Origin of the sequence: Acinetobacter sp. Gutcm_16, assembly GCF_028649355.1 — a bacterium.
GTDB classification, from domain to species: Bacteria; Pseudomonadota; Gammaproteobacteria; order Pseudomonadales; family Moraxellaceae; genus Acinetobacter; species Acinetobacter johnsonii.
The window spans coordinates 1-25,962 of sequence record NZ_JAQSUV010000033.1; the positions used below are offsets into that span (position 1 = coordinate 1).

Below are 25,962 nucleotides of genomic sequence, written 5' to 3' on the forward strand. Positions count from 1 at the left end.
CATGGCTAAGGCTAAGTTTGAACGTAATAAGCCACACGTTAACGTGGGCACAATCGGTCACGTTGACCATGGTAAAACAACTTTAACAGCTGCAATTGCAACTGTATGTGCGAAGAAATTCGGTGGCGAAGCGAAAGACTACGCTGCAATTGACTCTGCACCAGAAGAAAAAGCACGTGGTATTACAATTAATACTTCACACGTAGAATACGATTCTCCAACTCGTCACTACGCACACGTAGACTGCCCGGGCCACGCCGATTATGTTAAAAACATGATTACTGGTGCTGCTCAGATGGACGGCGCGATCCTTGTATGTGCAGCGACTGATGGTCCAATGCCACAGACTCGTGAACACATCCTTCTTTCTCGTCAGGTTGGTGTACCTTACATTCTTGTATTCCTTAACAAGTGTGACCTTGTTGATGATGAAGAACTTCTTGAATTAGTAGAAATGGAAGTTCGTGAACTTCTTTCTACTTATGACTTCCCAGGTGATGACACTCCAGTTATCCGTGGTTCAGCTCTTCTTGCACTTAACGGTGACGCTGGTCAGTATGGCGAAGAAGCAGTTGTTGCGCTTGTTGACGCACTTGATACTTACATTCCAGAGCCAGTACGTGCAATCGACCAAGCATTCTTAATGCCAATCGAAGACGTATTCTCTATTTCTGGTCGTGGTACAGTAGTAACTGGCCGTGTAGAAACTGGTATTGTGAAAGTAGGCGAAGAAGTTGAAATCGTTGGTATCAAAGATACAGTTAAAACAACTGTAACTGGCGTAGAAATGTTCCGTAAACTTCTAGACGAAGGTCGTGCGGGCGAGAACTGTGGTGTTCTTCTACGTGGTACTAAACGTGAAGACGTACAACGTGGTCAAGTACTTGCTAAACCAGGTGCAATCAAGCCGCACACTAAATTCGATGCAGAAGTATACGTACTTTCTAAAGAAGAAGGTGGTCGTCACACTCCATTCCTTAACGGTTACCGTCCACAGTTCTACTTCCGTACAACTGACGTAACTGGCGCGATCAAATTGCAAGATGGCGTTGAAATGGTTATGCCTGGTGACAACGTAGAAATGTCAGTAGAATTAATCCACCCAATCGCAATGGACCCAGGTCTACGTTTTGCGATCCGTGAAGGTGGCCGTACAGTTGGTGCTGGTGTAGTTGCTAAAGTAACTGCATAATCATCTGATTGTGTGAAAAAAAGCGCTCCTTTGGGGCGCTTTTTTTATAATTGTATTTAATTCATTTGTTTAACTTGTTGGAGATAAGGGGCTCGAGTTTTCCTTTTTGTTGACGCAATTGTTTCGGCGGAAGTTCAAACCAGCGTTTAGTGGCTCGGCTTAAGGTTGGTTGCTCAGAAAATCCTAAAATATCGGTCAGTTGACTCATTGAGATATCAGTTTGCCAAAGATACTGTGAAGAGAGCTCTTTACGAATATCGTCTTTGATGGCATCAAATGAAGCACCTTCCTGCGCCAATTTTCGCTGTAAGGTACGCGGATGTAATGCGAGCATGCTGGCTACATGTATTTTATTTGCACGTGGTGTGGATAAATGAAGGCGGAGGGCTTTTCGTACGTTTGCGCTGACTTTTTCGGCAGGATTTCGAAAGTAGCGATGAATATAATCTTCTGCAATTTCCCGCAAGGCAGGGTTTGTACTATGCGGTTGGCTGTCTAAAGTGTGTCTACCTAGGTGTAAAGCAGCACGGTTTTGATTGATTAAAATAGGTGCACCAAAGAAACGTTCATATTCCTTGATTGAAACTAAAGGCATATGCGGAAGTGATACAGCCTTCAGTTCATAATTTTCTGCTGCTAGCCATTTGAGAATACGGTGTGTGGTCCCCAAACAATTATCAATGGTCTGTCGTTGTGGTACATAACTATTAATTCGAATTTCAAAGATTACATCTACCGCATCTTCAAAAAGAGAACTTTGCTCTTTTAAAGAGATTGCTACGCCAGGTCCATGCAAAAATAAAAAATTAGAGGAATAGTCAATTATGCCACGCATCGATGAAGCGCTTTGCATAATGAGGCCCAATATTCCTAAGATGTTAATATCTTGATGTTTCGAAATCCGTAGCCCAAGATCAGGACACCTTGCTAGATATGCCGTGTGCTCGTAAAGGTCTATAACGCTTTTTTGGTCGAGCCAACATCGTCCTGTCTGATTTGTTCAAGTGTGATCTCGTGTTGTGCAAGCAGAGGTTTAGGGTCAAAGCTAAGGTCTTGCATAAACTCAAGATAACCCCGAATTCTACTTGCATGAACCATTATTGTCATGTCTTCTAAAGTTAAATATATGTCTCCTCAAGTCAAGTTAAAGTTTAATCAATTGCTAGTATAAATACGGAATAACAAAAACCGCGACACGGAGCCGCAAAAATGCAAATGGAATATGATGTTGTAATCATTGGAGCAGGTTTGTCTGGAATTGGCATGGCTTGCCAACTTGTTCAGCAAAACCCGAATAAAACCTACACAATTTTAGAACGTCGACAAGACTTAGGTGGCACTTGGGATTTATTCCGCTATCCTGGTATTCGTTCTGATTCAGATGTCATTAGCTTCGGTTATAAATATAATCCATGGAAAACAGACACCGTTCTTGCAACAGCGGACAAGATCAAAGCATATTTGCGCGAAACAGCACAAAAGTTTGGTGTTGATCAAAAAATTCGTTATGGCGTTAAAATTGTTTCAGCAAATTTTTCAACTCAAACCAACAAATGGATGGTAGAAACTGTTAATGAGTTGAATGGTGAAATTCAAAAATTTACGTGTAATTTTCTGATTTCTGCAACGGGTTACTATAATCATGATCAGGGTTATACGCCAAAGTTTGAGGGTCTAGAAAACTTTAAAGGTCAATTTGTGCATCCACAAAAATGGCCTGAAGACTTAGATCATCGTAATAAGCGTGTGGTGGTGATTGGCAGCGGTGCAACAGCAGTGACCTTAATTCCAGCGATGGCTAATGAAACTGCACATATCACCATGCTACAACGCTCACCAAGCTACGTAATTAACGTACCAAATACTGATAAGTTATTTGATGCTGCGCGCAAAGTGTTCTCTGAAGAATTGGTTTATAAATTTTTCCGTAAACGTAATATTTTCATGCAACGCGGTATTTATAAGATTTCACGTCGCTTCCCGAAACAAATGCGTTCATTCCTACTTTCTAATGCACAGAAAGAATTAGGTGAACAATACGATATGACGCATTTTACCCCGAAATATATGCCATGGGACGAGCGTTTATGTGCAATTCCTGACAATGATTTATTTGAAGTGATTCGTGAGGGTAAAGCTTCAATCGTAACCGATCAGATTGAACGTATTACAGAAACTGGAATTTTACTCAAATCAGGGCAAACGCTAGACGCAGATATTATTGTGTCAGCAACAGGTCTAGAATTGCAGATGTTGGGCGGAGTTAATCTTTCCGTTGATCAAGAACAAATTCGTCCAAGTGATAAATTAAGCTATCGTGGTGTCTTGCTTGAAGATGTACCTAACTTTGCTTATTTATTCGGTTACACCAATGCACCTTGGACCTTAAAAATTGATTTAGCCAATGATTATATTTGCCGATTAATTAATGAGTTGGATATTCGTCAAATGACTGCAGTGAAGCCTGTAGCCCCTGCTGGCGAAAATACAGGCGAAAGTATTATTTCAAGTTTACAAGCAGGCTATGTACAGCGTGGCTGTCACGAATTGCCTCGCCAAGGGAAGTCTAAGGATTGGTTTGTTAGCCATAACTACGAAGTGGACTCTGAAATGTTTGCCCAATCTTTAGAAAGTCCAGGTCTGGTCTGGTCTACCGAAGCCAAGCAAATAAAGGCGAAAGGTAAAATCAAAGCCGCATAGGAATTGCGCAATATTTTGCTCATATGGCATCCGCCATATGAGTGCAAATACAAGACATAATGGAATAAGTATAATGAACACGTCACAACTCAACTTTATTAGCCAAGGTACGCGTTGCGCTGGCACCTTGCAGTTACCCTCTCAAAATCGTAAAGCTCCAGTCATTATTATGGCGCAAGGCTTTGGGATGATTAAGGATGCAGGCTTACCCAAATTTGCAGAACGCTTCGTAGCACAAGGCTACGCTGTGTTTTCTTTTGATTATCGTGGCTTTGGTGAAAGCGGTGGACAACCACGTCATTGGGTCAGTCCTAAACGCCATTTAGAAGACTGGAAAGCTGCGCTCGATTTCGTAAGAACACTCGATTCAGTCGATACGCAACAAATTATCCTATGGGGCTATTCATTTTCTGGTGGACATGCCATTCAAACTGCGGCGCGTGATGGAAAAATCAAAGCCATTGTTTTACAAGCACCTCACGTCGATGGTAAGTCGAGCCTAAAAGGGGTTCCACTGACTAAATTGGCAAAATTGAGTGCTGCTGGCTTTATGGACTTGTTGGGAGGCTGGGTCAACAAACCTGTTTATCGTCCAATTATTGGTCGTGGGCATGAAGTTGCTGCAATGACCACACCTGATGCTTGGGATGGGTATTTATCTCAATTACCTGAAAATGCTAAATGGGAAAATAAAACTCGTGCACGTATCTTTTTAGAAATAGCCAACTATAACCCTGTACGTTTTGCACATCAGTTATCTATGCCAGTGGTGGTCATTTCAGGTCAACGCGATACCATTATTCCCGAACAATGCATACGTGCTGCAGCACAGAAAATGCCAAATGCTGAATACTATATGCTGAACAGCAATCACTTTGAGTTATGTGATGGGGAGCTATTTGAGCAAAATATTACTTTGCAAATTAACTTCCTCAAGAAGCATTGTCCAGCACATGCTGAGCTTACTGTCGCGGCATAATTAAAAAGAGGCTTTTAGCCTCTTTTTTTATATTCACATGATTTTATATTTTAATTGTCTAACAATCTGCCTTCAAAACTGTCCTAAACTGATATTTTGCTGACCCTAACTGCACTTATGGGTGAAGTCCAATCGCGTAAGATAAAAAGACGAAAACAACTATAAGTAGTGGATGTCTTTAGGATATTCATAGGAGCAGAAAGATGAATGCGAAGGTAAAAATCACTAACCGTGCGGGTGCGAGTTTTCCTGTACGTCGGATGAACTTTGAGTTTGAAAGCGTACCTGAATATTGGATGAATGGTTCAGCTGGACTGACCCATTTTATGACCGCGCTGTCGGCACTCTTTCCAGCAGGTGAAATGTTTTTTATCGATAGTGTTCGTGCGGTTAGACAGCATCCCTCTATCAAAGACAATGCTGAATTACAAAAAGAAATTTCAGCCTTTATTGGTCAAGAAGCGATGCATACGCAAGAACATGAAGGTTTTAATGCGTCTGCGCAAAAGTATGGGCACGATGTTGCAACACTTGACCGCTATACGGATCGTGCAATTCAAACCACGCGTAGAGTGTTTGCTTTTCTAGGCAAGCCTGTGGGTATTACTCAAGAGATGGTGGATTTAACAGCAACCACCGCGCTGGAGCATTTCACTGCAACCATTGCCTCTCAGTTGTTGGTCAATAACCACATTCAAGAACTGATGAGTGATGAAACCATGAAAACCATGTGGTTATGGCATGCCATTGAAGAAAATGAGCACAAAGCTGTGGCTTATGATGTGTTTGAAGGTGTTTTTGGTAAGGGAGTCAAATCCTATTTACTGCGAACAGGATCGCTGGTTGCAGCCATGGCCATTTTATTCTGCGTGCAGTCGTATTTTGTGTTTCGTTTATTACAGCAAGATAAACAACTGAACAGGGCGGCGTTGAAGGATATTTATACCTATGCATATAGTCCATCGAAAGGAATTATTACAGGGATGGCACGCGAAATGATCATGTACTTTAAACCGGGTTTTCATCCTAATCATCACGACACCGACGCGTTACTTGAGAAATGGAAGCTAAAATTAGGGTTTTAAGCAGTTTTGGCTCTTTGAGCGATGTAAATCGCTCTTTTTTTCGTTCGGTTTTTAGCACAAATTTTTTATACTGTGACCTCCACATTTTAGAAAGATAAACGAAGATGATTCGTTTAATGCAAGCTGCGGATTTAAACCAAGTTGCGCAGATTGAAAATTTAGTTCAAACCCACCCTTGGAGCCTACAACAGTTCCAAGAGTCGATACAGTCTTATCATAGTACCGTGATTGAACAGGCGGGGCAGGTCGTAGGCTTTTGTATCCTCCAGCCTGTTCTTGATGAAGCTAATTTATTGTTGATGGCCATTCATCCAAGCCAGCAAGGCAAAGGGCTGGGGTATCAGCTATTAGATGCGTCACTGGCACAACTCAAAAACAACCCGATACAAGTGTTCTTAGAAGTTCGTGAGAGCAATCAAGCAGCGATTGCCTTGTATGAAAAGTCCGGTTTTCATCAAATTGATTTGCGTAAAAATTATTATCCTAAACCAGATGGTGGCCGTGAGCATGCCATTATCATGGTGAAATCGTGTAGTGATGACTTTTCCGAGTTGTTTAAATGATAGAACAGTTAAGCTTCTTATGGCGCCATTATTTAATAATGGCGTTATTCCACCCCGAAGGTAGGGTGGTCATTAAGGAGTTTCCCAGTTGCTGCACTTCCTCGCTGCTCAGACTATGATTGAGTCTGCGCCACTGACCATCAATCAACAATTCTAGCGGTAAATACTGCGATTTGTAGTTCATTTTTTCTGAGTGCGGCACCCAATAGCCCAAATACACAAACTGTAAAGCGCGTGCTTTGGCGAGCTCGATTTGTTTTAAAATGGCGAAAGTCCCTAGTGAGCGTTTGTTTTCATCGGGATCAAAAAACGTATAAACCGCAGATAAACCATCATCTAAAGGATCGCAGGTTGAAACACAGATGAGCTGGTCTTCTTTCCACAGCTCTAAGAAAAAGCTCTCGGTACAGCTATGCACGAGGAATTTATCAAACTGATCGCGGCTAGGCGGGAACATGTCTCCATCGGCATGGCGTTTAAAAATATAACGCTCATATAAGTCATAATGTTTTTTGGTGGCATCCGCAGTGCGGGTAATTTTTAAAGTGAGATCTTGATTGCGTTTCCATGCTTTTTTTTGACTGCTGTTCATTTTAAATTCGCGCACTGGTACGCGGCTAGATAGGCACTGTCGACACAGATGACACTCTGGGCGGTAGACAAAATCACCACTCCGGCGAAAACCCACCCGAGAAAGTTCAGACAGCGTGATTACATCAATACGATGTGCTGGATCGAGAAATACCATCCGAGCTGATTTTTTTTCTAGATAGCTACAGTCATGCGGTGGCGTGATGTAATACTGTAAATCATTCAGTAGGGACTTCGGGTGATACGAATTCATGATAAATCCCTCTATTATTCTTTATTCAGTCAGTCGCGCATTTTGCGCTATTGTTTTACTTGAAAATACACCCTCCTGATACATTTTCCAATCGATAGCGGGTTGATTTACAACATCTTGTAACGATTTTAAGTAGGTTTGCCGAGAAAGTGTACAAGCACCGAGGCTTAAAAGATGATCATTGACCAATTGGCAGTCGATCCAAGGCAGCTTATTTTCACGGCCAATCAACATCAGCGTATAAAAGGCCATTTTTGAGACATCCGTTTCGGTACTGAACATGGACTCCCCAAAACAGCCGTGTCCAATGCTGATGCCGTATAGTCCACCAACCAAGCGTGTTTGATCCCAAACTTCAACGCTATAGCCATAACCCGCATCAAACATTGCACAGTAGCCATCTATAATGTCTTCGCTGATCCACGTGTCATCAGCGTAGCTACGTGGTAGTGAGCAGGCACGGATCACCCGTTCAAAAGCTTGATTGATGGTGATGCGATAATCCTGCTTTTTCATGCTACGAATGAGGGTTTTGCTGGGCTGATAATCCTGCGGACGTATGATGCAACGTGGCTCGGGGCACCACCAGCAAATGGGCTCGCCTGTTGAGAACCATGGAAATAAACCATGGGTGTAGGCTTCAAACAGGGTAGAAGGGGAGAGGTCTGCACCGATACAAATTAAGCCTTCACCCTCGGGGTCAACTTCAAGCGGATCGGGAAAGATATACTCAGAAGGCGGTAACTGCTGCATAGTGGTGTGTATACATGATAAAAAATGACTTTAAGATCATACATAAAAAAACCGCCTATGGAAGGCGGTCTTTTTCAAGGCTTAGATTATTCGCCTAAAGCATCCAAATACTTTTCCGCATCTAGCGCAGCCATACAGCCAGAACCCGCTGAAGTGATCGCTTGACGATAAACACTATCAGCAATGTCACCTGCTGCGAATACACCTGCAACAGAAGCAGCTGTGGCATTACCAGATGTACCGCTTTGAACTTGAATATAGCCATCACGTAAGTTCAATTGACCATCAAACATCGCGCTGTTTGGCTTGTGGCCAATGGCAACAAACAAACCTTGGACATCAATATCTTGTGTAGATTCGTCTTGAGTCGATTTTAAGCGAACTGCGGTTACACCCGTGTTGTCACCTAAAACCTCATCCACTTGGTGATTCCAAATGATGCTGATTTTGCCTTCTTTTTCCTTTTCAAATAAATGATCTTGAAGGATCTTTTCAGAACGCAATGAGTCACGACGGTGAACCAAAGTCACATGCGATGCAATGTTAGACAAATATAGTGCTTCTTCAACGGCAGTATTACCACCACCCACAACCATCACTTTTTGGTTTTTGTAGAAGAAACCATCACAGGTTGCACATGCGCTCACGCCTTGGCCCATAAAAGCAGCTTCAGATTCAAGACCTAAGTACTGAGCGGTTGCACCTGTGGCAATAATCAGTGCATCACAAGTGAACTCATCCATGTCACCTTTGAGTACAAATGGACGTACAGAAAGGTCGACTTCATTGATATGATCGTAGATGATTTCAGTACCAAAACGTTCCGCGTGCGCTTGCATACGTTCCATCAGTGCAGGACCTGTTAAGCCTTCAGGGTCACCCGGCCAGTTATCGACTTCAGTCGTTGTTGTTAGCTGACCACCGAGTTGGATACCCGCAATCAATGTAGGCTTTAAGTTGGCACGCGCAGCATATACCGCAGCGCTGTAACCCGCAGGGCCTGAACCGAGAATAATCAAACGTGAGTGACGAGCGCTCATACGTAGAATCCTTTTTTTATTTAGAAATTTGTGGAATTATACGTGAAACTCTATAACAGTTGTGTGAGTTCAATGTCGATATTATTGATCAATCAAATCGATTTGAGCTATATAGAAGAAATATGCGGTGTAGAGCGGGAAAAAGTGGAAAAATCATCTGCTCGTTATACATAAAGCATTTAAGAATAGTGCATCTTTTTATAAAGAAGAGGTGCATAATATGACGTTTATTGTGAAACTTTTGCTTTAGGTTTCGAACAAAAACATTAATGAAGAATTTGTTACAGGACAGTATATGACTGAGGTGTCGGGTGCTTATGCACAGCGCTTATTAATGACATTATTTTTAGTCTCGTTTGGCATTTATTTGTTCCTTGCTACCGTGACCTATACCCCATTTGATCCGGGCTGGATGCATATATCAAGTGATACTTTGCAAGTCTCGAATGCCAGTGGCGTTGCAGGGGCGTGGATTGCTGACTTACTGTTTGGTTTTTTAGGCTGGGCAAGTCTACTTATTCCTGTGTTTTTGTTCATTGAAGCCATTCAAGTCTGGTGGCCGCATAGTTTTTTAAACCGTCCATTTCGTTATGCTGCACAATTCTTTATTTTGCTTGCAACCGCCAGCTTACTGTTCTTGTTTTGGAAAGTTCCAGCGGACACTTTAGACAATGCCTCTGGCGGCATTATTGGTTATGAACTGGGACAAAGTTTGTCGCAGATTTTAACCATTTACGGTGCAACCTTATTTTTGGTCGTGTTTACCGTGGTCTTATTGACCTTGGCTTTCGGTATCAAATGGAACCGTACTTTCGCGACGCTCAAAGCAACTCCTGCGTATTTACAAGATTTATTTTACCGTAACGTACCTGAAAGCGAGTCTGCCTTTGATCGTACGACGCCAAGCGTCAAAAAAGAAGTGATTGCAACGGCACCGAAAAAGGGTATTGAAGCAACGGAATTGGTCGAGGCGCCAGTAGCCGTGCAAGAGGCATCAGTTAAAGCACCTCAGCGTGACTATTCAGCAGAGCATTTGTTTAATGACATGGTGGCCAAAGAGCAACGTGTTCAAGAACAACAGGTGGACGTAGATGATGAAGCAGAACTTGAGCGGACTATAGAAAAAGCGCACCAATTAGAACAAGACAGTCAGCGCGTGGTGGCGACAGGGGAAGTGTGGCGTGCATTAAACTCAGGTGAAGATCAACGTCATAAAAATGATATTGATGCTTTACTTCGTGCTGCCGAAGAAGATCGCCCATTTAGCCCAGAACAACATTTTCAAGCAGTGGTGCAAGATCATACAGCGCCAATTGCTGATCCTCATTATTTCCAAGACGATGCCTCTGCACAGAAGAAAAATGTCGATTGGGATGATGATGAAATCTTTGACGAGCTGCTTGCTGCCGTACCCAATGGCAAAACAGCAACGGATGTTCACAGCCCATTCAATACGCCTGAACCGGTGTCTCATTTACATGTGGTTGAAGATCCAATTGCGGTAGCCGAGGTTGCAACCTTAAGTGCTGCTGCAAGTCCCGTTGCATTACAACCAGCGCCGAGTGAAATTGCAAAAGCACAGCTTGATGAGTTGGATGATTTAGACGAATTCCTTGCTGAAGATTGGTCGGAGCAGAAAGTTGCTGCTTCAGATGTACGGACTAGCAGTAGTTATGCGCAGTCATCTGCTTTTGTACAAGCACCTATTCAGCATCATAATACCGTAAGCACAAGTGCTACAGCGGCTGTAGCCAAAGAAGTTTTGTCTAAAGAAGCGTTTATTGAAGCATGGCAGGACACTGCTGGAAAACCGCAAGACGAAGAAGAATTTGACTTTGATGCGCCATTGACTGATGCATCAGGCCGTCCAATGTCTTTGTCCATGCAAGTAGCAGAGCGTCGTCGTGATTTATCACCGCTGCCAGGACTGGATTTACTGGATGAAGTTGACCTGAATAAAAAAGTCAATTTCACAGCTGAACAGTTGGCACGTTTATCTGAATTGCTTGAAATTAAATTACAAGAGTTCAATGTCAAAGCCAAAGTGGTCGAAGCGCAGCCCGGGCCAGTAGTAACTCGTTTTGAGTTGGATTTAGCACCGGGCGTGAAAGCCTCTAAAGTGACCAATATTTCCCGTGACCTTGCGCGTTCAATGTCCATGGCATCTGTACGTGTGGTTGAAGTTATTCCGGGTAAACCGTATATCGGGATTGAAGTGCCGAATAGCACACGTGAAATGGTGCGTTTAATCGAGTTGTTGACCATTCCTGCTTTTACCGATCCGAATAGCATTCTTTCGATGGCAATGGGCAAAGATATTTCAGGTAATCCTGTCATTGCTGACTTAGGTAAAGCCCCGCATATGCTGGTTGCAGGCACCACAGGTTCAGGTAAGTCAGTGGCAGTAAACTCGATGATTTTATCGATGTTGTTGAAATATACGCCGAATGAGCTGCGTTTAATTTTGATTGACCCGAAACAGTTAGAACTTGCTAACTATAACGATATTCCACATTTGCTTACCCCTGTGGTCACGGACATGAAGGATGCAGTCAGTGCCTTGAACTGGTGTGTGAATGAAATGGAACGCCGTTATAAGCTGATGTCTTTCCTAAAAATTCGTAAGCTTGCGGACTATAACCGCAAAGTGGAAGAAGCGATTGCCAATGGTGAAGAGCTGATTGATCCGACTTGGAAAGCCAGTGATTCTGTTGCTGGTGAGCGCGCACCACGTTTGACTCCATTACCATCGATTGTGATTGTGGCGGATGAATTTGCCGATATGATTATGCAGGTCGGTAAGAAAGCTGAAGAAATGATTACTCGTTTGGCGCAAAAGTCACGTGCCGCAGGCATTCACTTATTACTTGCGACGCAGCGTCCATCGGTCGATGTGATTACTGGTCTGATTAAAGCCAATATCCCAACACGTGTGGCTTTACGCGTGAACTCAAAAATTGACTCACGCACGATTTTGGATGCCGGTGGGGCGGAAGACTTACTGGGTCATGGTGATATGTTGTTCTTAGGCCCGGGTAAAATTGAACCTGAACGTGTACATGGTGCCTTTATTGCCGATGATGAAGTCAACCGCATCTGTGATGCTTGGCGTGAACGTGGCTCGCCAAATTATGTTGATGAAATCCTAACGCCATTTGATGAAGAGCCAAGTTCGCGTGGCTTTGAAGATGGTGATGGCGATCCAAACCGTGATGCACTTTATGACCAGTGCGTATCCTTTGTATTGGAAACACGCAAGGTTTCGGTGTCCTCGTTACAACGTAAGTTTAGTTTGGGCTATAACCGTGCCGCGCGAATTGTGGATCAAATGGAAGAAAATGGGATTGTGAGTGCGCAAGGTGCGAACGGTAAGCGAGAAATTTTAGTTTAAAAAGAAAGCCTGCGGATTGCAGGCTTTTTCTTAATCATTCAGTTTAGGCATCCAGTCATGCAAATTATTGATGCATTAATTCCATTGGTAGTACTCATTGCCATGGGGTATGTATTAAAGCGGTATCGCTTTTTAACGGTGGAATTTTGGCAAGGCGCCGAAAGACTGAATTATTGGATTTTATTTCCTGTTTTGCTGTTCAGTAGTCTAGCCACCGTTCATTTTAATGTCGGGCAAGTCCTGCCAGCGCTTGCTGTGGTCTTTACTGTGACTTTGCTGATGAGTGTGGTCCTGTGGGTATTAAAAGCAGTATATGGTACGCCTGTGGCGCAATTTGGCGTCTATTTACAGAGTCACATTCGCTTTAATACTTATATTGGTTTGACCAGTATGGCTTTGATTTTTGGCGCTGCGGGGATGCAAGTCTTTGCCATGATTATTGCCTTTGTCATTCCTTTGGTGAATGTACTCTCCGTACTTGGTTTTTCTCAAGGGCAGGGACTATCTTATAAAAATATTGCGTGGTCGGTTGCGAAAAATCCGCTGATTCTGGCTTGTCTGGTTGGGCTCATTTTTAATTTTTCAGGTATGCATTTGCCCGAGAGCATCAGCCAATCTTTAAAGCTGGTAGCAGGGATGAGTCTCCCACTTGGGCTATTGTGTGTGGGCGCAGCACTACAGTTTAATGCGTTAAAATATGCTGGCCGAGCGCTAATTTTAAACACTTTTGGACGTTTAATCTTGGTGCCTATTTTGGCTTATGTAGGATGTCTTTTATTTGGTTTAGCAACATTTGAAACCATGATTGTGGTGGTTTTCTTCTCACTGCCGACGGCATCGGCTGCCTATGTCCTGACCAAATATTTTCAAGGGGATAGCCAACTCATGGCAGCAATCATTAGTTTGCAAACTTTGTGTTTCGGTTTGACTTTTCCACTATGGATGTGGTTTTTACAGTCATAAAAAATGCCAGTTTCCTAGGAATGAACTGGCATTTGTAGATCATGCGCATTAAGCAGATCTAGGCTTAGGCGAATTTAGCCAAAACGTCTAAGAAGGGAGCTGCTTGACGTGGATATGCGGCAATCACGTCATGTATGCGCTGACCTTCTGGATTGGTGGCATTAATGTCGCGACCATCCGTTTTAAATTGGGTGAGCAGACGCTCATAATCACTTGGGCGCATGTGTTTAAAGGCATGGTACAACACATGAAAATCGCCATTCACACCTTCAGGAGGAAGCTGAGTTAAGTAGGCAAATACACGCTCATCTGACCATTCTTCATTGAACGTTGCTGGCTGAGATAATGCCATAGCAATCTCCTTGCTGGTTTAATCATTAAAAAAGGCAAAATATGGGAGACAAAGAAAATACTTTCTTGTGTCTGCGCATATTCTGCCTTGATTCAATTTACTTGACTAATCAAAAATCAGATTAACGTTCTTCAGGCAAATTGATATTCATTTCAAGCATTTCAATATTCGCTTCAGAACGTACAGCCATTTGAATGTGCTGTTCATCTACACCGCGAACATAGCGATTCACCACTTGCATGATTTCTTTCTTCATTTGGTCGATTTTGTCTTGGCTAAGACGTTTACCTAAACCACTTTCAGACGCTACGATGACCTTCAAACGATCTTTTGCTGTTTGAGCACTAGACGGTTTTTCATCATTACTAAAAAGCTTACTCCAAAATCCTGCCATGTCTACGCTCCAAATAGTCTTGCTAACCAGCCTTTAGGCTTCACCGTAATATGACGGTAAGGACGTTCTTCACCTAAGAAACGTGCCACAAGGTCATCATAGGCCTGGCCTGCTGATTCTTCAGTAAAGAGAATCACTGGTTTACCTTCGTTCGATGCTTGTAAAACGCTCTTACATTCAGGAATCACTCCCAAAGTTGGCACACGTAAAATATCTTTAGAAATGTCGTCAATGGTTAACATTTCTTGTTTATCCGCACGTTCAGGGTTGAAGCGTGTGATACACAAGTGTTTACGAATACGACCTTCATTCATTTCAACTTTTTTGGTTTTGCTGTCGAGCATCCCAATAATACGGTCAGAGTCACGTACAGATGAAATTTCAGGGTTGGTTACAATAATCGCTTCATCGGCATGGTACATTGCTAAAATTGCACCGCGTTCGATCCCTGCGGGTGAGTCACAAATAATGTAGTCAAACTCTTGTGACAACTCATCCATGACACGTGCTACGCCTTCATCAGTTAAGGCATCTTTATCACGGGTTTGCGACGCAGGTAAAATATATAAATTCTCGATATCTTTATCGCGGATAAGCGCTTGTTGTAATCGAGCTTCGTTATTTAATACATTGACAAAATCATACACAACGCGGCGTTCACAACCCATGATCAAATCAAGGTTACGTAAACCTACGTCAAAATCGATCACAACAGTTTTGTGACCACGTAGGGCTAAACCTGTTGCAAAAGATGCGCTTGTCGTAGTTTTGCCTACGCCACCTTTGCCTGATGTTACGACAACAATTTTCGCCACCGAATCCACTCCTGTTATGGTTTAAATCCCCTTATTTATCATTTGGGGCTTTTGGTGTTTATTTATACATTAAAATTCAAGCGCTTCAAATACAAGCTCTTGTTGATCATTTAAGTAAATATGTGTTGGGCGTTTTAAATGCTGCGCTGGAATATCATCTGCAACACAATAGGTCCCTGCAATTGAAACCAATTCAGCTTCTAAAGCATGACAGAAGATGCGTGCAGCGCTGTTTCCGCCCGCGCCGGCAATGACTCTACCACGAGCACTACCATAAATATGTATATTTCCTGAAGCAATCACTTCCGAGCCACTGTTAATGCCTGCGGTAATAATGATATCGCCTTGATTTTGAACCAAGCACTGACCAGTACGTAAAATTTCGTCATGGTATGAAGTTGCATGGCGAATGACAGGTGCTGCCGCAACTGGTGCATTGGTAGAAGTTGTCGCAGCAGGGGCAGGGGCTTCAACCACTTGCTCTTTGGTTGCTTTGACTTCTTGAAGTTGCGAGCTAATGCCATGTCCTTGTGCTGGAATCACAGGGAACTGAATGGCACGGGCTTGTTCAGCCAAAATTCCTTCTTGTACTGCCATCGGCTGTACATCCAGATCCAGCAATAATTGAATCAAGGAAATTAACTCTTGCTCCACGCTACTTTCCAGAACAACTAACGCCCCAGCAGTCGATGCATTTTGTAATGTTTTACTTAATTGCTGTCGGATTGCATCATGATCATTGGTGTCAAGGGTAATGCGAATCGCATTGACCATTCTGCCAGTTATCCGGATATCAGCCATAATTTTTCCTTAAGACTTCTCAGATTTATTTTTTACTAAAGAAGTGATGTTGTAAATAGAGCAAATCCTAGAACAAAATGAAGGATTGCACTAGCTGCGTTTGTAATATTTTTACCTTAATGCTTATTCTTTGGCTTGATCATCTTTTTCAAGCTCTTCTAACCACTGTTTCACCTTAACTTGCTTGCGAATGGCATCCAAACTTTCATAAACAACAGACTCAACCAACTGTTCCAAAGACTGATTATTGATTTTTAAATCACTGACTTTTTCAGCTATCAAGCGATAAGTGGCATTGGGCTGTGCTGCATTTCCCACCACCATCGGTTCCAGTAAACCTTGTGTGATGTTTTCACCAAGTCGTTGTCCGATACTTTGAATTTGTTGCTCAATTCTTCCACCCACAATTGGGATTAAACGCAGTAATTGGGTCAGTTCAGGGGTATCTTCAATCGCACGATTGACAATCAGACCGACATTTTGGGCAATGAAATACTGTCGCTGTTTCAGTTCGGTGGCGAGAGATTCTTGTAAAATTTCAGCCAATGCCTGTGCAAATAAAGCTCGATGATGATCGACGAGGTCATGGATAATTTTTTTATGGGTAGAGCTGGTATTTAATTCGTGCTTCACCCCATCCAATACAGTAATCACGACGCGGTCAGAGAGTTCTTCCATCACCACACGGTAGTAAAATTTGGCCTTGGTTTGTACCGACTCCGGAATTACGTTATAGCCTAATTCATGCAGGCGAAAAGCAATCACCCCTGCACGAAATAATCTTAAAAAACGTAAATGAGGAATAATCGCTAAAATTTCGTACCAATGAATAAAGGGAAAGAAAAACCAGCGACGATGGTGTCGATACACGATGGCAATGCCCCAACGCACCAATAATTCAGTAATCAAGAACAGAATAAACCAAGCTTCTGTGGTGATAACCCACGGATGCAAATGCTCACGATAGAAGCTTAAGACACTTTCTAGGTGAATGGCATGGAAAAACCATCCACCGATATTGCTCATGATAAAAAAATTAGCACATAAACAAAACAAGTTAAAAATGATGAGAAACACCATAAAAATGTCATAGATCAAAAACAGTTTGAAATACAAACTTTGTGGATCAACCTGATGATATTTAGACTTTTTGACTTGGTTATTCTGCATCATGCATAGACCCTTACTCGGTTAAATTGGACGTTGAGTATTTGGCTTTCATTTTTTCAATCAACTGGTCTTTTTCAGTCCAAAGTTGATCGACCCACTGTTGGAATTGTTCACGAAAGTCTGCATCGTCTTCATAGTTTCCAGCGAGTACCCATGCAGGAATATCAATTTTACGCAAATTGACCGCAATCCGTGGGACTTCCCCGAGCCAAAATTCGCTATAGCCAGGCGCGCCGTCGGGATAAACAATGGTCATATCTACCAAGGCATCAATGTCATTACCTAAAATACTTAAGGCCAAGGCCAAGCCACCCGCTTTCGGTTTAAGTAAATTTTGGTAAGGCGACTGCTGCTGTGCATGTTTTTCTTGCGTAAAACGCGTGCCTTCCAAATAGTTTAACAGGGTAAAGGGTTGGCTAAGCAGTTGTTCACAAGACTTGCGTGCCTCTTCCATATCGCGTGTTTTCAACGCAGGATTTTTCGCAATTTGTTCTTTACTATGCCGCTTCATCATCGGGAAGCCTAGAATTTTAAAAGCTTGGCCGACAAATGGAATAAAAATAAGTTCCCACTTGGTAAAAAAACGGGTGAGGGGCATACGGGTTAAACCAAAATATTGGTTAACCGTGGTGTCGACCCAACTTTGATGGTTGCAAGTCATGAGGTAACGGCCCTGCATACTTAGCTCAAAATCATCGTCGACAGAAATGTCCCATTTTGTGTTGGGTAAGACATGATCGATTAAATAATTGTTCACAGCGAGCCAACTGTTGGTGATTTGAATATTGGTCTCATCCACCTTTTTAGATTTTTTAAACAGTTTGGTCAGGCCAAGCGCAAGCACTGGCGGGCCATGAAAAAAAGTACTGCCTGTAATGACTGAACCAACAGTTAAACCACGTGTGATTTTTTTTAATAAAGGTTGTTTTTGGTTTGGTGATGACATAAAAATAAACCCTAAAATATAATGCGTTTCGCAACTCGTTCTATTTCTAAAGGTCAATATAGTACGGGATGATCAAATAGAAAAGCACCAAACATTAACTGTGTAGAAATTGTGACGAAGAAAGTCTTGAAAAGGAAATTTTTTATTACATATTGTAAATAAGGGCTTTATTATTAACAAAAAATCAATGGTCTAGATCATCGTTTTACGACAATATTCGCTTTATAAACAAAACACACAAAGAAGGAGGCATGCGATGCGTGCACTAGCAATTTCCGCAGTCGTTGGGGCAATGGTTCTTACAGGTTGTCAAAGCACTGGTAATAACATTGGTGGTGTAGAATACGATAAAGCTGCATTAGGAACCTTAATTGGTGCTGCTGCTGGTTATGGTATTTCTAAAGGAAACGCAAACACGAGCCGTCAAAACAACCGTGCTGCAGCGATTGGCGCAGTTGTCGGTGGTGCAACGGGTGTTTACCTTGACAACAAAGAGAAGAAACTTCGCCAACAAATGGCGGGTACTGGTGTAGAAGTTAACCGTAATCCAGATGGCTCTGTAGGTTTGGTTATGCCGGGTAACATTACCTTTGATACCAATAAATCAAACATCAAGCCGAACTTTTATTCAACTTTAAACAAAGTTGCACAAACCTTAACTGAAGATAACAAGAGCGGTATTCTTGTAACAGGTTATACAGACAGCACAGGTAATGATTCAATCAACATTCCTCTGTCTCAAGCGCGTGCGCAATCTGTAGCAAGCTACTTGGCATCTCAAGGTGTTTCTACAACACGTATTAATGCACAAGGTCAAGGTTCAGCAAACCCAATCGCGTCTAACGCGACTGCTGAAGGCCGTGAGCAAAACCGTCGTGTAGAAATCAGCATCTACGCAATTCAATAATTTTTATTGAAGACTGAAAAACCACCTTCGGGTGGTTTTTTTTATGACTGTTAAAATATGAATTTGCATTATGCATCTGTAGCGGAGATGACTATAATCGAGCTCGGAATGAAATAGAGGAAAGACTATGTCACTGGCAAGTCAGTTAAATGACAAGCAACTTGAAGCCATGAAATATACTCAAGGACCCTTGTTAGTACTTGCAGGGGCTGGTTCAGGTAAAACTTCGGTGATTACCCGTAAGATTGCCTACTTGGTGAAACACTGCGGCATTCCTGCTTATCGTATTACCGCGATGACGTTTACCAACAAAGCAGCACGTGAAATGAAAGAACGTGTTACCAAGTTGCTGTCACGTGAAGAGGCAAAGGGGCTTTCAGTCTCGACCTTCCACACCTTTGGCCTAAACATGCTGCGTTTAGAACTGAAACACACACCATTAAAAAATAATTTTTCTATTTTAGATGCGGACGACTGTAAGCGTATTTTGATGGACTTGATGCACCGTGACAATTTATCCGGTGCGGAAAGTAAAGAACTGATTGCCAAAGCCATGAAGATGATTTCAGATTGGAAAAACGATCTGATTCCACCTGAGCAAGCACACACCACCTGTGAAACCGCAGAAGATGTTCAGTTTGCGCACTTGTATCAACTGTATGAGCGTAATTTACGTGCCTATAATGCGGTCGATTTTGATGACCTGATCGTGATGCCGACGCGTCTTTTACAAGAAAATGCAGAAGTACGTGAGCGCTGGCAAAATCGCATTCGCTATTTATTGGTCGATGAGTATCAAGACACCAACACCGCACAGTATATTTTGGTGAAATTGCTGGTCGGGGTGATGGGACAGTTCACAGCGGTGGGTGATGATGATCAATCGATCTACGCATGGCGTGGTGCCAAGCCTGAAAACATGGCTTTGCTGAATGAGGATTTTCACAATTTAAAAGTAATTAAGCTCGAACAGAACTATCGTTCGACTAGTCGTATTTTAAAAGCGGCCAATACCGTGATTGGTAACAATCCACATATTTTTGATAAAAAACTGTGGTCAGATAAAGGCCATGGTGAAGTAATTCGAGTGATTACGTGCCGCAATGATGACGATGAGTCAGAACGCGTGGTGAAAGACTTAATTACCCATAAACTGATGAATGGTAAAAATTGGAAAGATTACGCCATTTTGTATCGGGGTAATTTCCAAGCACGTGCACTGGAAACACAACTGCGTCAAATGCAGATTCCATATAAATTATCGGGTGGTCAGTCGTTCTTCGGACGAGCTGAAATCAAAGACGTGATGAGCTATTTGCGCGTCATTATTAACCCTGAAGATGACAGTGCATTTTTACGGATTATCAATACACCTAAACGTGCCATTGGGCCTGTGACTTTAGAAAAGCTGGGTCTGTTTGCACAAGAAAATCATTTGTCGTTGCTCTCTGCAGCGGGTGATCAGCGTCTCACCATGGTGATTCCTAAAAAAGCCACCACACAGTTGGCGGAGTTTGCAGACTTTATTACCACCTTTACCCGTGAGTTGCTTGAGGATGATGAACCTGTGCCCATTATCCGTAAGATGATGGTTGAAGCAGGCTATATCGACTATGTCAAAGAGTCTGCGGCGACGCCTGCACAGGAAAAAACCAAGCTAGATAATATTGAAGTGCTATATAGCAGTATTCAAAGTTTGATTAACCGTGCTGAAGATGTTGATGAGAAAAACATTGAAAGTGTAATTCGTAAAATGGTGTTGCTAGATATGTTAGAGCAGCAGCAAGAAGAAGAAGACACTGACAAAGTAAACTTGTTGACGCTGCATGCATCCAAAGGTCTTGAGTTTCCATATGTTTATCTGATTGGTCTTGAGGAAGAATTGCTGCCGCATAAAAACTCGATTGCCGCCGATACAGTTGAGGAAGAGCGTCGCCTGATGTACGTGGGCATTACCCGTGCCCGTCAGGGTTTAACTATCACGCTTGCAGAACAACGTAAGGCAGGCGGTCAAATGAAGCAAATGACACCAAGCCGTTTCTTGGATGAGTTGCCGCAAGATGAGTTGGAGTGGCTGGGGCGTAAAAAGAAACTAGCGGGCAATGTCGATCCGAAATTACAAGCGCAGCATTATTTAGACAATTTACGTGCGTTGATTAAGCGCTAAATATTTTTTTGTTTTAGAAATTTATTGTACTAGGAAAAAGAGAATGAAAGTTCAGGTTAAAGTGTTGGATTCACGTTTAGGCAATGAATGGCCAATGCCAACCTATGCGACAACGGGTTCAGCAGGCTTAGACCTTCGTGCATGTGTTGATGCTGCGACCGTCATTGAACCAGGACAAACTGTTTTGGTCAAAACAGGTCTGTCGATTTATATTGAAGACCCACACTTTGCAGGTTTAATTTTACCGCGTTCAGGCCTAGGTCATAAGCACGGCATTGTTTTGGGTAACTTGGTGGGATTAATTGATTCGGACTATCAAGGTGAGTTAATGGTTTCAGTTTGGAACCGTAGTCAAACTGCTTTCAGTTTAGAACCGGGTGAACGTCTTGCACAGTATGTACTCGTACCTGTGATTCAAGCACAGTTTGATATTGTGAATGAGTTTGAAGCGACAGAACGTGGTGCAGGTGGTTTTGGACATACTGGTCAAAACTAATCTGTCAGTGATAAATTAAAACAACAAAGCCTCTCCTTGAAAGAGGCTTTGTTGTTTTAATGCTGAATGATCATTTTTAGTTCATAAAAAGTTACAACTCTTTTTTGAATCCTTAGTAAAATTAAATGCAGCGTTAAGCATAAAAACAAGGGCAGTTGATAATGAATTGCTCAAAATGAATAAATTAGAAGTTAGACCTATGGATTTTCAGCCAAAATTTCCTGCACATATTTTTCGTGCCTATGACATTCGTGGCAAATTGGATGTCATGAGTGCTGAGCTGATTCGTGCCATTGCACAGGCGCTCGCAACGCAATACTTAAATGCTGGGCAGACACGTCTAGCCATTGGTTATGATGCCAGACAAAGTAGTCCTGCCTTTGCAGAAATTATTTACAAAGAATGTCTTACACAGGGCTTAGATGCGAAAATTATCGGATGTTGTGCTAGCCCTGTGTTGTATTATACGGCACGCCAGTTTGATGGCAATGGAATTATGGTGACAGCCAGCCACAACCCGAAGTCGGATAATGGGATCAAATGGATTATGCAGGGTGAGCCTCCTTTACCTGAGGCAATCCAACAGGTGGCACGCGATGCAAATGAATATTTTGACAGCCATGCAGAGATGAACTGGCAAACGTTGCCACATCAGATCGTGCCTGAATATTGTCTGGCTTATCAGGCGGCATTGCTCAATGATATACAGCTCATGCCTCAACCTCGACCCTATAAAGTTGTGGTCGATGGTTTATACGGTTCAGCGGGGCGTTGTGCCGTTTTGGTCTTAAAGAAACTCGGCTGTGAGGTGCATGCTTTACGGTGTGAGGCCAATGGTGAATTTCCTGAACATGCCCCCGATCCATCTCAAGCCAAACATTTAGATCTGCTGCATCACGCCGTGCAACAGCAGCATGCCGATATCGGTATTGCCTTTGATGGTGATGGTGATCGTGTTGTATTGATTGATGAAAAGGGCGTAATCATTTCAGCAGATCGTTTATTGTCCTTGTTTGCGCACATGTGTTTGGCTGATCATCCAGCACATGAAGTGGTTTTTGATGTGAAATGTTCCACCATGGTTCGAAATACAGTATTGGCCCATCACGGTATTCCAAAAATGATTCGCACAGGCAGTTCTTTTTTGCGGAAATATTTGGCGCAATCAGAAGGGCATGCGGTTTTTGGCGGTGAATATGCAGGACATTATGTGTTTAATGATGGTCGTGGTTTTGGTTATGACGATGGTTTATATGCCGCACTACGTGTGTTGGAATACTTAAGCTTGAAGCAATGCACTTTGTCAGAAGCGCTAGCAGCCTATCCAGAGCGTGCCAGTACAGAAGATATTTATATCAGCACCCATCAGATTTCACCCGCGCTGGTTTTAGCGAATGTGGAAAAACAAAGTCAGCACTTTCAAGCGGAAATGAGTAAAATTGATGGCGTAAGACTTGATTTTGAGGATGGATTTGGCATTATTCGAGCATCGAATACGGGCGAGTATTTTACCGTACGTTTCGACGCGGACAGTGATCAGCGGCTCCATCAAATTCGCCATAACTTTGTGCACATGCTGACGGCAGATTATCCGCAGATTGCACAAGACCTATTAGACGCCCATTAAGGAGAGGCACATGCCACATCAACATACTGGCCTCGACAAAGCACAAGTCCTGACCGAAGCTTTGCCGTATATTCAACGTTTTGCTGGAAAAACGCTAGTAGTGAAATATGGTGGCAATGCAATGACCGATCCTGAGCTTGAGAGCTCGTTTGCACGTGACATCGTTTTGTTAAAAACCGTCGGTTTAAACCCGATTGTGGTGCATGGCGGTGGTCCACAAGTGGATTCGTTTTTAAAGCAATTGGGGCGTGAGTCGGACCGTATTGATGGTATGCGAGTGACCGATCCAGCGACCATGGAAGTGGTTGAAATGGTGTTGGGCGGTAGTGTGAATAAATCCATCGTGAACTTGATTAACCAACATGGCGGTCGTGCCATTGGTTTAACGGGTAAAGATGGTAACTTGCTGCGTGCACAAAAGTTACTGATGGAAAAAACTGCGGAAGATGGCACAGTACAAAAAATTGATCTTGGCCTAGTCGGTGAAGTGACCAGTGTTAAAACTGATGTATTGGAAATGTTTACCAGTGGTGATTTTATTCCTGTGATTGCACCTTTAGGTGTGGATGAAGAGGGTAACACCTATAACATCAACGCAGATTTAGTGGCTGGAAAAGTGGCTGAAGCCTTGGGTGCTGAAAAGCTGATTTTGTTGACCAATATTTCAGGTGTTTTAGATGAAAATAAAAACCTGCTCACTGGTCTAACCACTCAAGAAGTTGACCGTCTCATTGAAACGGGTGTGATTTACGGCGGTATGATTCCGAAAGTGGGTTGTGCTCTAGATGCGGTGAAAGGTGGTGTGGTAAGCGCGCATATTGTGGATGGTCGTGTGCCACATGCAACGCTGTTGGAGATTTTTACCGATCATGGTGTTGGCACATTGATTACCAATCGCAGTAATAAACACTAAATATTTTGAAAAGCCTCCTCGGAGGCTTTTTTTAGGCCGATGCATTTTATAAAAATGGTTTTATGCGTGAATGTGTTCGGGTTATCAAGCATTGTGAATTGCAAGCCAGTCTGGACTCATGCACAATAAAACCATCATAAATAAATATGTTTAAATAAGATCAATATTATGTGCCAACTGCTCGGAATGAATTGTGCAACACCGACTGATATTACCTTTTCATTTCGAGGTTTTTCACAGCGCGCGGGGATTACTTCAGACCATTGTGACGGTTTCGGGATTGCTTTTTTTGAGGATAAAGCCTGCCGTTTATTCGTTGACAATCAATCTGCAGTTGAATCGCCGATTGCTGAATTAATTCGCAACTATCCGATCAAATCACGCAATGTGATTGCACATATCCGCAAAGCGACACAGGGAAAAATTAACTTAGAAAACTCACATCCATTTAGCCGTGAGTTATGGGGACGACAGTGGATTTTTGCCCATAATGGCGATTTGCATCACTTTGATCCTATACTGTCAGGACGCTTTACCCCAGTGGGTAATACCGACAGCGAACGTGCATTTTGCTATTTACTTGATCAATTGGTGAATAAATTTGGCTATGCCGAGCCAAGTCTAGATCAAGTTTTTGATTTATTAACTGATATTTCTCCAAGGATTGCGGAGCATGGCACGTTCAATTTCTGTTTATCGAATGGACAAGCCTTGTTTAGTTATGCCATTACCAAACTGCATTGGTTGGTGCGTGAGTACCCATTTAAACCTGCGCAGCTGATCGACATTGATGTTGAAGTCGATTTTAGTCAAGTCACTACTGCAGACGATCGTGTGGCCGTGATTACTACCGAACCGTTGACTCAAAATGAAGCGTGGACGGCATTTGCACCCGGTGAAATGATTTTATTTCAATATGGCAAAGCGATCCGCCACCAAATGACCCATGTGGAACGTTTAATCCGAGAAGCTAAAGATCCGTCTTTAAAACGCGTTACTAAAGCAGATCAATATTAATTTATTTCAAAATGATTAGAATATAAAAGCATGTTGATAATAAAATAAAGCATGCTTTTATTTTGGTACATACTTATAAAATAATAAAATCGATTAAATAATAACTGATTCTTTTGGTCGGATTTAAATTTATTTACTTATTTAAAATAAATACTTAAGTTTAATTTAATGAAAATAGTATAAAACCAACCAATTTGATTCACTTTTATTTTTAATTCTAATCGATATGATTAATTCATGTAATTAATCTATTAATTTTTATTGGGTGGTCGGAATGATAATGAAGTGGGTTCCAGAATATAATACTGGTATCGATGTGATTGACGATCAACACCGTCGTATTCTCGATTATATCAATGAAATTGATGCGATTGATGTCAATACTGACCGTGAACGCGTGAAACAGATTTTAGAAAATATTATTGATTACACACAGTCTCACTTCACTTTTGAAGAGTCTCTCCAAGAAGAGGCGGGTTATAAATATCGTGTACCGCACAAACGTGTACATGATTTATTTATTAAAAAAATTGAATCTTATCGTGACCGTTTTGAGCTGGGTCATTCAATCGAAGCTGAGCTGCATGAAGTGTTGTCGAAATGGCTGATTAACCATATCCAGCATGATGATGCAGATTATGTCGGCGCCGTAAAAGAAAATATGATGGGCATTATCAAAGAAAAAGAAAAGAAAAAAGGGAAAAACTGGTTTGCTCGTTTCTTTTCATAAGTGAGCCAAACGAGGGATAAAAACAATAAATTTTAATGATAATTAGCGCAGCAAATCATCAGTTTTGATGGTTTGCTTTTTGTTTTTGATTTTCATAAGCGAGCAAGGCAAAATAGC

Annotated in this window: 24 protein-coding genes and 1 pseudogene; 14 read left to right on the plus strand and 11 right to left on the minus strand. The window is 42.3% G+C overall.

Going from position 1 to position 25,962, the window contains the following annotated elements; genetic code table 11:
- Position 1 precedes the first annotated feature (1 nt).
- A complete protein-coding gene (gene tuf, locus PTT44_RS10525; RefSeq protein ID WP_010325730.1) occupies positions 2–1,192 on the plus strand; it encodes an elongation factor Tu in 1,191 nt (396 codons plus the stop codon).
- A 61-nt stretch (positions 1,193–1,253) separates the two neighbouring features.
- Here the strand turns inward: tuf and PTT44_RS10530 are convergent, their stop codons facing one another.
- Both PTT44_RS10530 and PTT44_RS10535 read right to left on the minus strand, forming a co-directional pair.
- Positions 1,254–1,526, minus strand: a complete 273-nt coding sequence (locus PTT44_RS10530) for a helix-turn-helix domain-containing protein (protein WP_252726115.1) — start codon at positions 1,524–1,526, stop codon at positions 1,254–1,256.
- Between the two features lie 171 nt (positions 1,527–1,697).
- Positions 1,698–2,156 (minus strand): annotated as a pseudogene (locus PTT44_RS10535) (AraC family transcriptional regulator ligand-binding domain-containing protein); the annotation flags it as partial.
- Positions 2,157–2,401: 245 nt separating this feature from the next.
- On the opposite strand from PTT44_RS10535, the gene PTT44_RS10540 reads away from it, so the two are divergent.
- From PTT44_RS10540 to rimI, 4 genes are all read left to right on the plus strand, one after another.
- Positions 2,402–3,892 carry a flavin-containing monooxygenase gene (locus PTT44_RS10540; protein WP_168158571.1) on the plus strand — a complete coding sequence of 497 codons (1,491 nt, stop codon included), beginning with the start codon at positions 2,402–2,404 and terminating at the stop codon, positions 3,890–3,892.
- Between the two features lie 73 nt (positions 3,893–3,965).
- The gene (locus PTT44_RS10545; protein WP_168158570.1) at positions 3,966–4,871 is read left to right on the plus strand and encodes an alpha/beta hydrolase; all 906 of its coding nucleotides are present in this window, start codon (positions 3,966–3,968) and stop codon (positions 4,869–4,871) included.
- A gap of 203 nt (positions 4,872–5,074) precedes the next feature.
- A complete protein-coding gene (locus PTT44_RS10550) occupies positions 5,075–5,956 on the plus strand; it encodes a metal-dependent hydrolase (RefSeq protein ID WP_168158569.1) in 882 nt (293 codons plus the stop codon).
- 104 nt (positions 5,957–6,060) lie between these two features.
- Positions 6,061–6,519: a ribosomal protein S18-alanine N-acetyltransferase gene (rimI, locus tag PTT44_RS10555; RefSeq protein WP_126035469.1), complete on the plus strand. Its 459-nt coding sequence runs from the start codon at positions 6,061–6,063 to the stop codon at positions 6,517–6,519.
- Between the two features lie 28 nt (positions 6,520–6,547).
- Here the strand turns inward: rimI and PTT44_RS10560 are convergent, their stop codons facing one another.
- The 3 genes from PTT44_RS10560 to trxB form a co-directional block, all read right to left on the minus strand.
- A complete protein-coding gene (locus PTT44_RS10560) occupies positions 6,548–7,363 on the minus strand; it encodes an arginyltransferase (protein WP_168158568.1) in 816 nt (271 codons plus the stop codon).
- Between the two features lie 21 nt (positions 7,364–7,384).
- Positions 7,385–8,116 carry a leucyl/phenylalanyl-tRNA--protein transferase gene (gene aat, locus PTT44_RS10565; protein ID WP_130235182.1) on the minus strand — a complete coding sequence of 244 codons (732 nt, stop codon included), beginning with the start codon at positions 8,114–8,116 and terminating at the stop codon, positions 7,385–7,387.
- An 86-nt stretch (positions 8,117–8,202) separates the two neighbouring features.
- A complete protein-coding gene (gene trxB / locus PTT44_RS10570) occupies positions 8,203–9,156 on the minus strand; it encodes a thioredoxin-disulfide reductase (RefSeq protein ID WP_004694912.1) in 954 nt (317 codons plus the stop codon).
- A gap of 295 nt (positions 9,157–9,451) precedes the next feature.
- On the opposite strand from trxB, the gene PTT44_RS10575 reads away from it, so the two are divergent.
- Positions 9,452–12,547, plus strand: coding sequence for a DNA translocase FtsK (locus PTT44_RS10575; RefSeq protein WP_168158567.1), 3,096 nt, complete (start codon positions 9,452–9,454; stop codon positions 12,545–12,547).
- A 57-nt stretch (positions 12,548–12,604) separates the two neighbouring features.
- Positions 12,605–13,510: an AEC family transporter gene (locus tag PTT44_RS10580; RefSeq protein WP_168158566.1), complete on the plus strand. Its 906-nt coding sequence runs from the start codon at positions 12,605–12,607 to the stop codon at positions 13,508–13,510.
- Between the two features lie 64 nt (positions 13,511–13,574).
- On the opposite strand, the gene PTT44_RS10585 is transcribed toward PTT44_RS10580, so the two are convergent.
- From PTT44_RS10585 to PTT44_RS10610, 6 genes are all read right to left on the minus strand, one after another.
- The gene (locus PTT44_RS10585; RefSeq protein ID WP_087014341.1) at positions 13,575–13,862 is read right to left on the minus strand and encodes a PA4642 family protein; all 288 of its coding nucleotides are present in this window, start codon (positions 13,860–13,862) and stop codon (positions 13,575–13,577) included.
- Between the two features lie 121 nt (positions 13,863–13,983).
- Positions 13,984–14,256 carry a cell division topological specificity factor MinE gene (gene minE / locus PTT44_RS10590; RefSeq protein ID WP_004694905.1) on the minus strand — a complete coding sequence of 91 codons (273 nt, stop codon included), beginning with the start codon at positions 14,254–14,256 and terminating at the stop codon, positions 13,984–13,986.
- A gap of 2 nt (positions 14,257–14,258) precedes the next feature.
- Positions 14,259–15,071: a septum site-determining protein MinD gene (minD, locus tag PTT44_RS10595; RefSeq protein ID WP_004694902.1), complete on the minus strand. Its 813-nt coding sequence runs from the start codon at positions 15,069–15,071 to the stop codon at positions 14,259–14,261.
- A gap of 69 nt (positions 15,072–15,140) precedes the next feature.
- The gene (gene minC, locus PTT44_RS10600) at positions 15,141–15,872 is read right to left on the minus strand and encodes a septum site-determining protein MinC (RefSeq protein WP_087014344.1); all 732 of its coding nucleotides are present in this window, start codon (positions 15,870–15,872) and stop codon (positions 15,141–15,143) included.
- A 123-nt stretch (positions 15,873–15,995) separates the two neighbouring features.
- Positions 15,996–17,045: a preprotein translocase subunit SecA gene (locus PTT44_RS10605; protein WP_435781929.1), complete on the minus strand. Its 1,050-nt coding sequence runs from the start codon at positions 17,043–17,045 to the stop codon at positions 15,996–15,998.
- A gap of 10 nt (positions 17,046–17,055) precedes the next feature.
- Entirely contained in the window at positions 17,056–17,988 is a 933-nt protein-coding gene (locus PTT44_RS10610; RefSeq protein ID WP_273795640.1) for an acyltransferase, read from the minus strand.
- A 256-nt stretch (positions 17,989–18,244) separates the two neighbouring features.
- Between PTT44_RS10610 and PTT44_RS10615 the strand changes: the two genes are divergently transcribed.
- The 7 genes from PTT44_RS10615 (at position 18,245) to PTT44_RS10645 (ending at position 25,845) form a co-directional block, all read left to right on the plus strand.
- Positions 18,245–18,895: an OmpA family protein gene (locus PTT44_RS10615; protein ID WP_062034242.1), complete on the plus strand. Its 651-nt coding sequence runs from the start codon at positions 18,245–18,247 to the stop codon at positions 18,893–18,895.
- 127 nt (positions 18,896–19,022) lie between these two features.
- Entirely contained in the window at positions 19,023–21,062 is a 2,040-nt protein-coding gene (locus tag PTT44_RS10620) for a UvrD-helicase domain-containing protein (protein WP_004694892.1), read from the plus strand.
- A gap of 43 nt (positions 21,063–21,105) precedes the next feature.
- A complete protein-coding gene (gene dut, locus PTT44_RS10625; RefSeq protein WP_004694889.1) occupies positions 21,106–21,558 on the plus strand; it encodes a dUTP diphosphatase in 453 nt (150 codons plus the stop codon).
- Between the two features lie 199 nt (positions 21,559–21,757).
- Positions 21,758–23,185, plus strand: coding sequence for a phosphomannomutase/phosphoglucomutase (locus PTT44_RS10630; protein ID WP_168158587.1), 1,428 nt, complete (start codon positions 21,758–21,760; stop codon positions 23,183–23,185).
- A gap of 10 nt (positions 23,186–23,195) precedes the next feature.
- Positions 23,196–24,098, plus strand: coding sequence for an acetylglutamate kinase (argB, locus tag PTT44_RS10635; protein WP_004984290.1), 903 nt, complete (start codon positions 23,196–23,198; stop codon positions 24,096–24,098).
- 168 nt (positions 24,099–24,266) lie between these two features.
- Complete coding sequence (locus tag PTT44_RS10640) at positions 24,267–25,115, plus strand: class II glutamine amidotransferase (protein ID WP_168158565.1); 849 nt, start codon at positions 24,267–24,269, stop codon at positions 25,113–25,115.
- A 274-nt stretch (positions 25,116–25,389) separates the two neighbouring features.
- The gene (locus PTT44_RS10645; protein WP_005400160.1) at positions 25,390–25,845 is read left to right on the plus strand and encodes a bacteriohemerythrin; all 456 of its coding nucleotides are present in this window, start codon (positions 25,390–25,392) and stop codon (positions 25,843–25,845) included.
- The last annotated feature ends 117 nt before the right edge of the window (positions 25,846–25,962 follow it).

Bases quoted from the DNA above. Each gene is read 5' to 3' on its own strand.
- tuf (WP_010325730.1), top strand. From the start codon at position 2: ATGGCTAAGGCTAAGTTTGAACGTAATAAGCCACACGTTAACGTGGGC.
- PTT44_RS10530 (WP_252726115.1), bottom strand. From the start codon at position 1,526: ATGCTCGCATTACATCCGCGTACCTTACAGCGAAAATTGGCGCAGGAA.
- PTT44_RS10540 (WP_168158571.1), top strand. From the start codon at position 2,402: ATGCAAATGGAATATGATGTTGTAATCATTGGAGCAGGTTTGTCTGGA.
- PTT44_RS10545 (WP_168158570.1), top strand. From the start codon at position 3,966: ATGAACACGTCACAACTCAACTTTATTAGCCAAGGTACGCGTTGCGCT.
- PTT44_RS10550 (WP_168158569.1), top strand. From the start codon at position 5,075: ATGAATGCGAAGGTAAAAATCACTAACCGTGCGGGTGCGAGTTTTCCT.
- rimI (WP_126035469.1), top strand. From the start codon at position 6,061: ATGATTCGTTTAATGCAAGCTGCGGATTTAAACCAAGTTGCGCAGATT.
- PTT44_RS10560 (WP_168158568.1), bottom strand. From the start codon at position 7,363: ATGAATTCGTATCACCCGAAGTCCCTACTGAATGATTTACAGTATTAC.
- aat (WP_130235182.1), bottom strand. From the start codon at position 8,116: ATGCAGCAGTTACCGCCTTCTGAGTATATCTTTCCCGATCCGCTTGAA.
- trxB (WP_004694912.1), bottom strand. From the start codon at position 9,156: ATGAGCGCTCGTCACTCACGTTTGATTATTCTCGGTTCAGGCCCTGCG.
- PTT44_RS10575 (WP_168158567.1), top strand. From the start codon at position 9,452: ATGACTGAGGTGTCGGGTGCTTATGCACAGCGCTTATTAATGACATTA.
- PTT44_RS10580 (WP_168158566.1), top strand. From the start codon at position 12,605: ATGCAAATTATTGATGCATTAATTCCATTGGTAGTACTCATTGCCATG.
- PTT44_RS10585 (WP_087014341.1), bottom strand. From the start codon at position 13,862: ATGGCATTATCTCAGCCAGCAACGTTCAATGAAGAATGGTCAGATGAG.
- minE (WP_004694905.1), bottom strand. From the start codon at position 14,256: ATGGCAGGATTTTGGAGTAAGCTTTTTAGTAATGATGAAAAACCGTCT.
- minC (WP_087014344.1), bottom strand. From the start codon at position 15,872: ATGGCTGATATCCGGATAACTGGCAGAATGGTCAATGCGATTCGCATT.
- PTT44_RS10605 (WP_435781929.1), bottom strand. From the start codon at position 17,045: ATGATGCAGAATAACCAAGTCAAAAAGTCTAAATATCATCAGGTTGAT.
- PTT44_RS10610 (WP_273795640.1), bottom strand. From the start codon at position 17,988: ATGTCATCACCAAACCAAAAACAACCTTTATTAAAAAAAATCACACGT.
- PTT44_RS10615 (WP_062034242.1), top strand. From the start codon at position 18,245: ATGCGTGCACTAGCAATTTCCGCAGTCGTTGGGGCAATGGTTCTTACA.
- PTT44_RS10620 (WP_004694892.1), top strand. From the start codon at position 19,023: ATGTCACTGGCAAGTCAGTTAAATGACAAGCAACTTGAAGCCATGAAA.
- dut (WP_004694889.1), top strand. From the start codon at position 21,106: ATGAAAGTTCAGGTTAAAGTGTTGGATTCACGTTTAGGCAATGAATGG.
- PTT44_RS10630 (WP_168158587.1), top strand. From the start codon at position 21,758: ATGGATTTTCAGCCAAAATTTCCTGCACATATTTTTCGTGCCTATGAC.
- argB (WP_004984290.1), top strand. From the start codon at position 23,196: ATGCCACATCAACATACTGGCCTCGACAAAGCACAAGTCCTGACCGAA.
- PTT44_RS10640 (WP_168158565.1), top strand. From the start codon at position 24,267: ATGTGCCAACTGCTCGGAATGAATTGTGCAACACCGACTGATATTACC.
- PTT44_RS10645 (WP_005400160.1), top strand. From the start codon at position 25,390: ATGATAATGAAGTGGGTTCCAGAATATAATACTGGTATCGATGTGATT.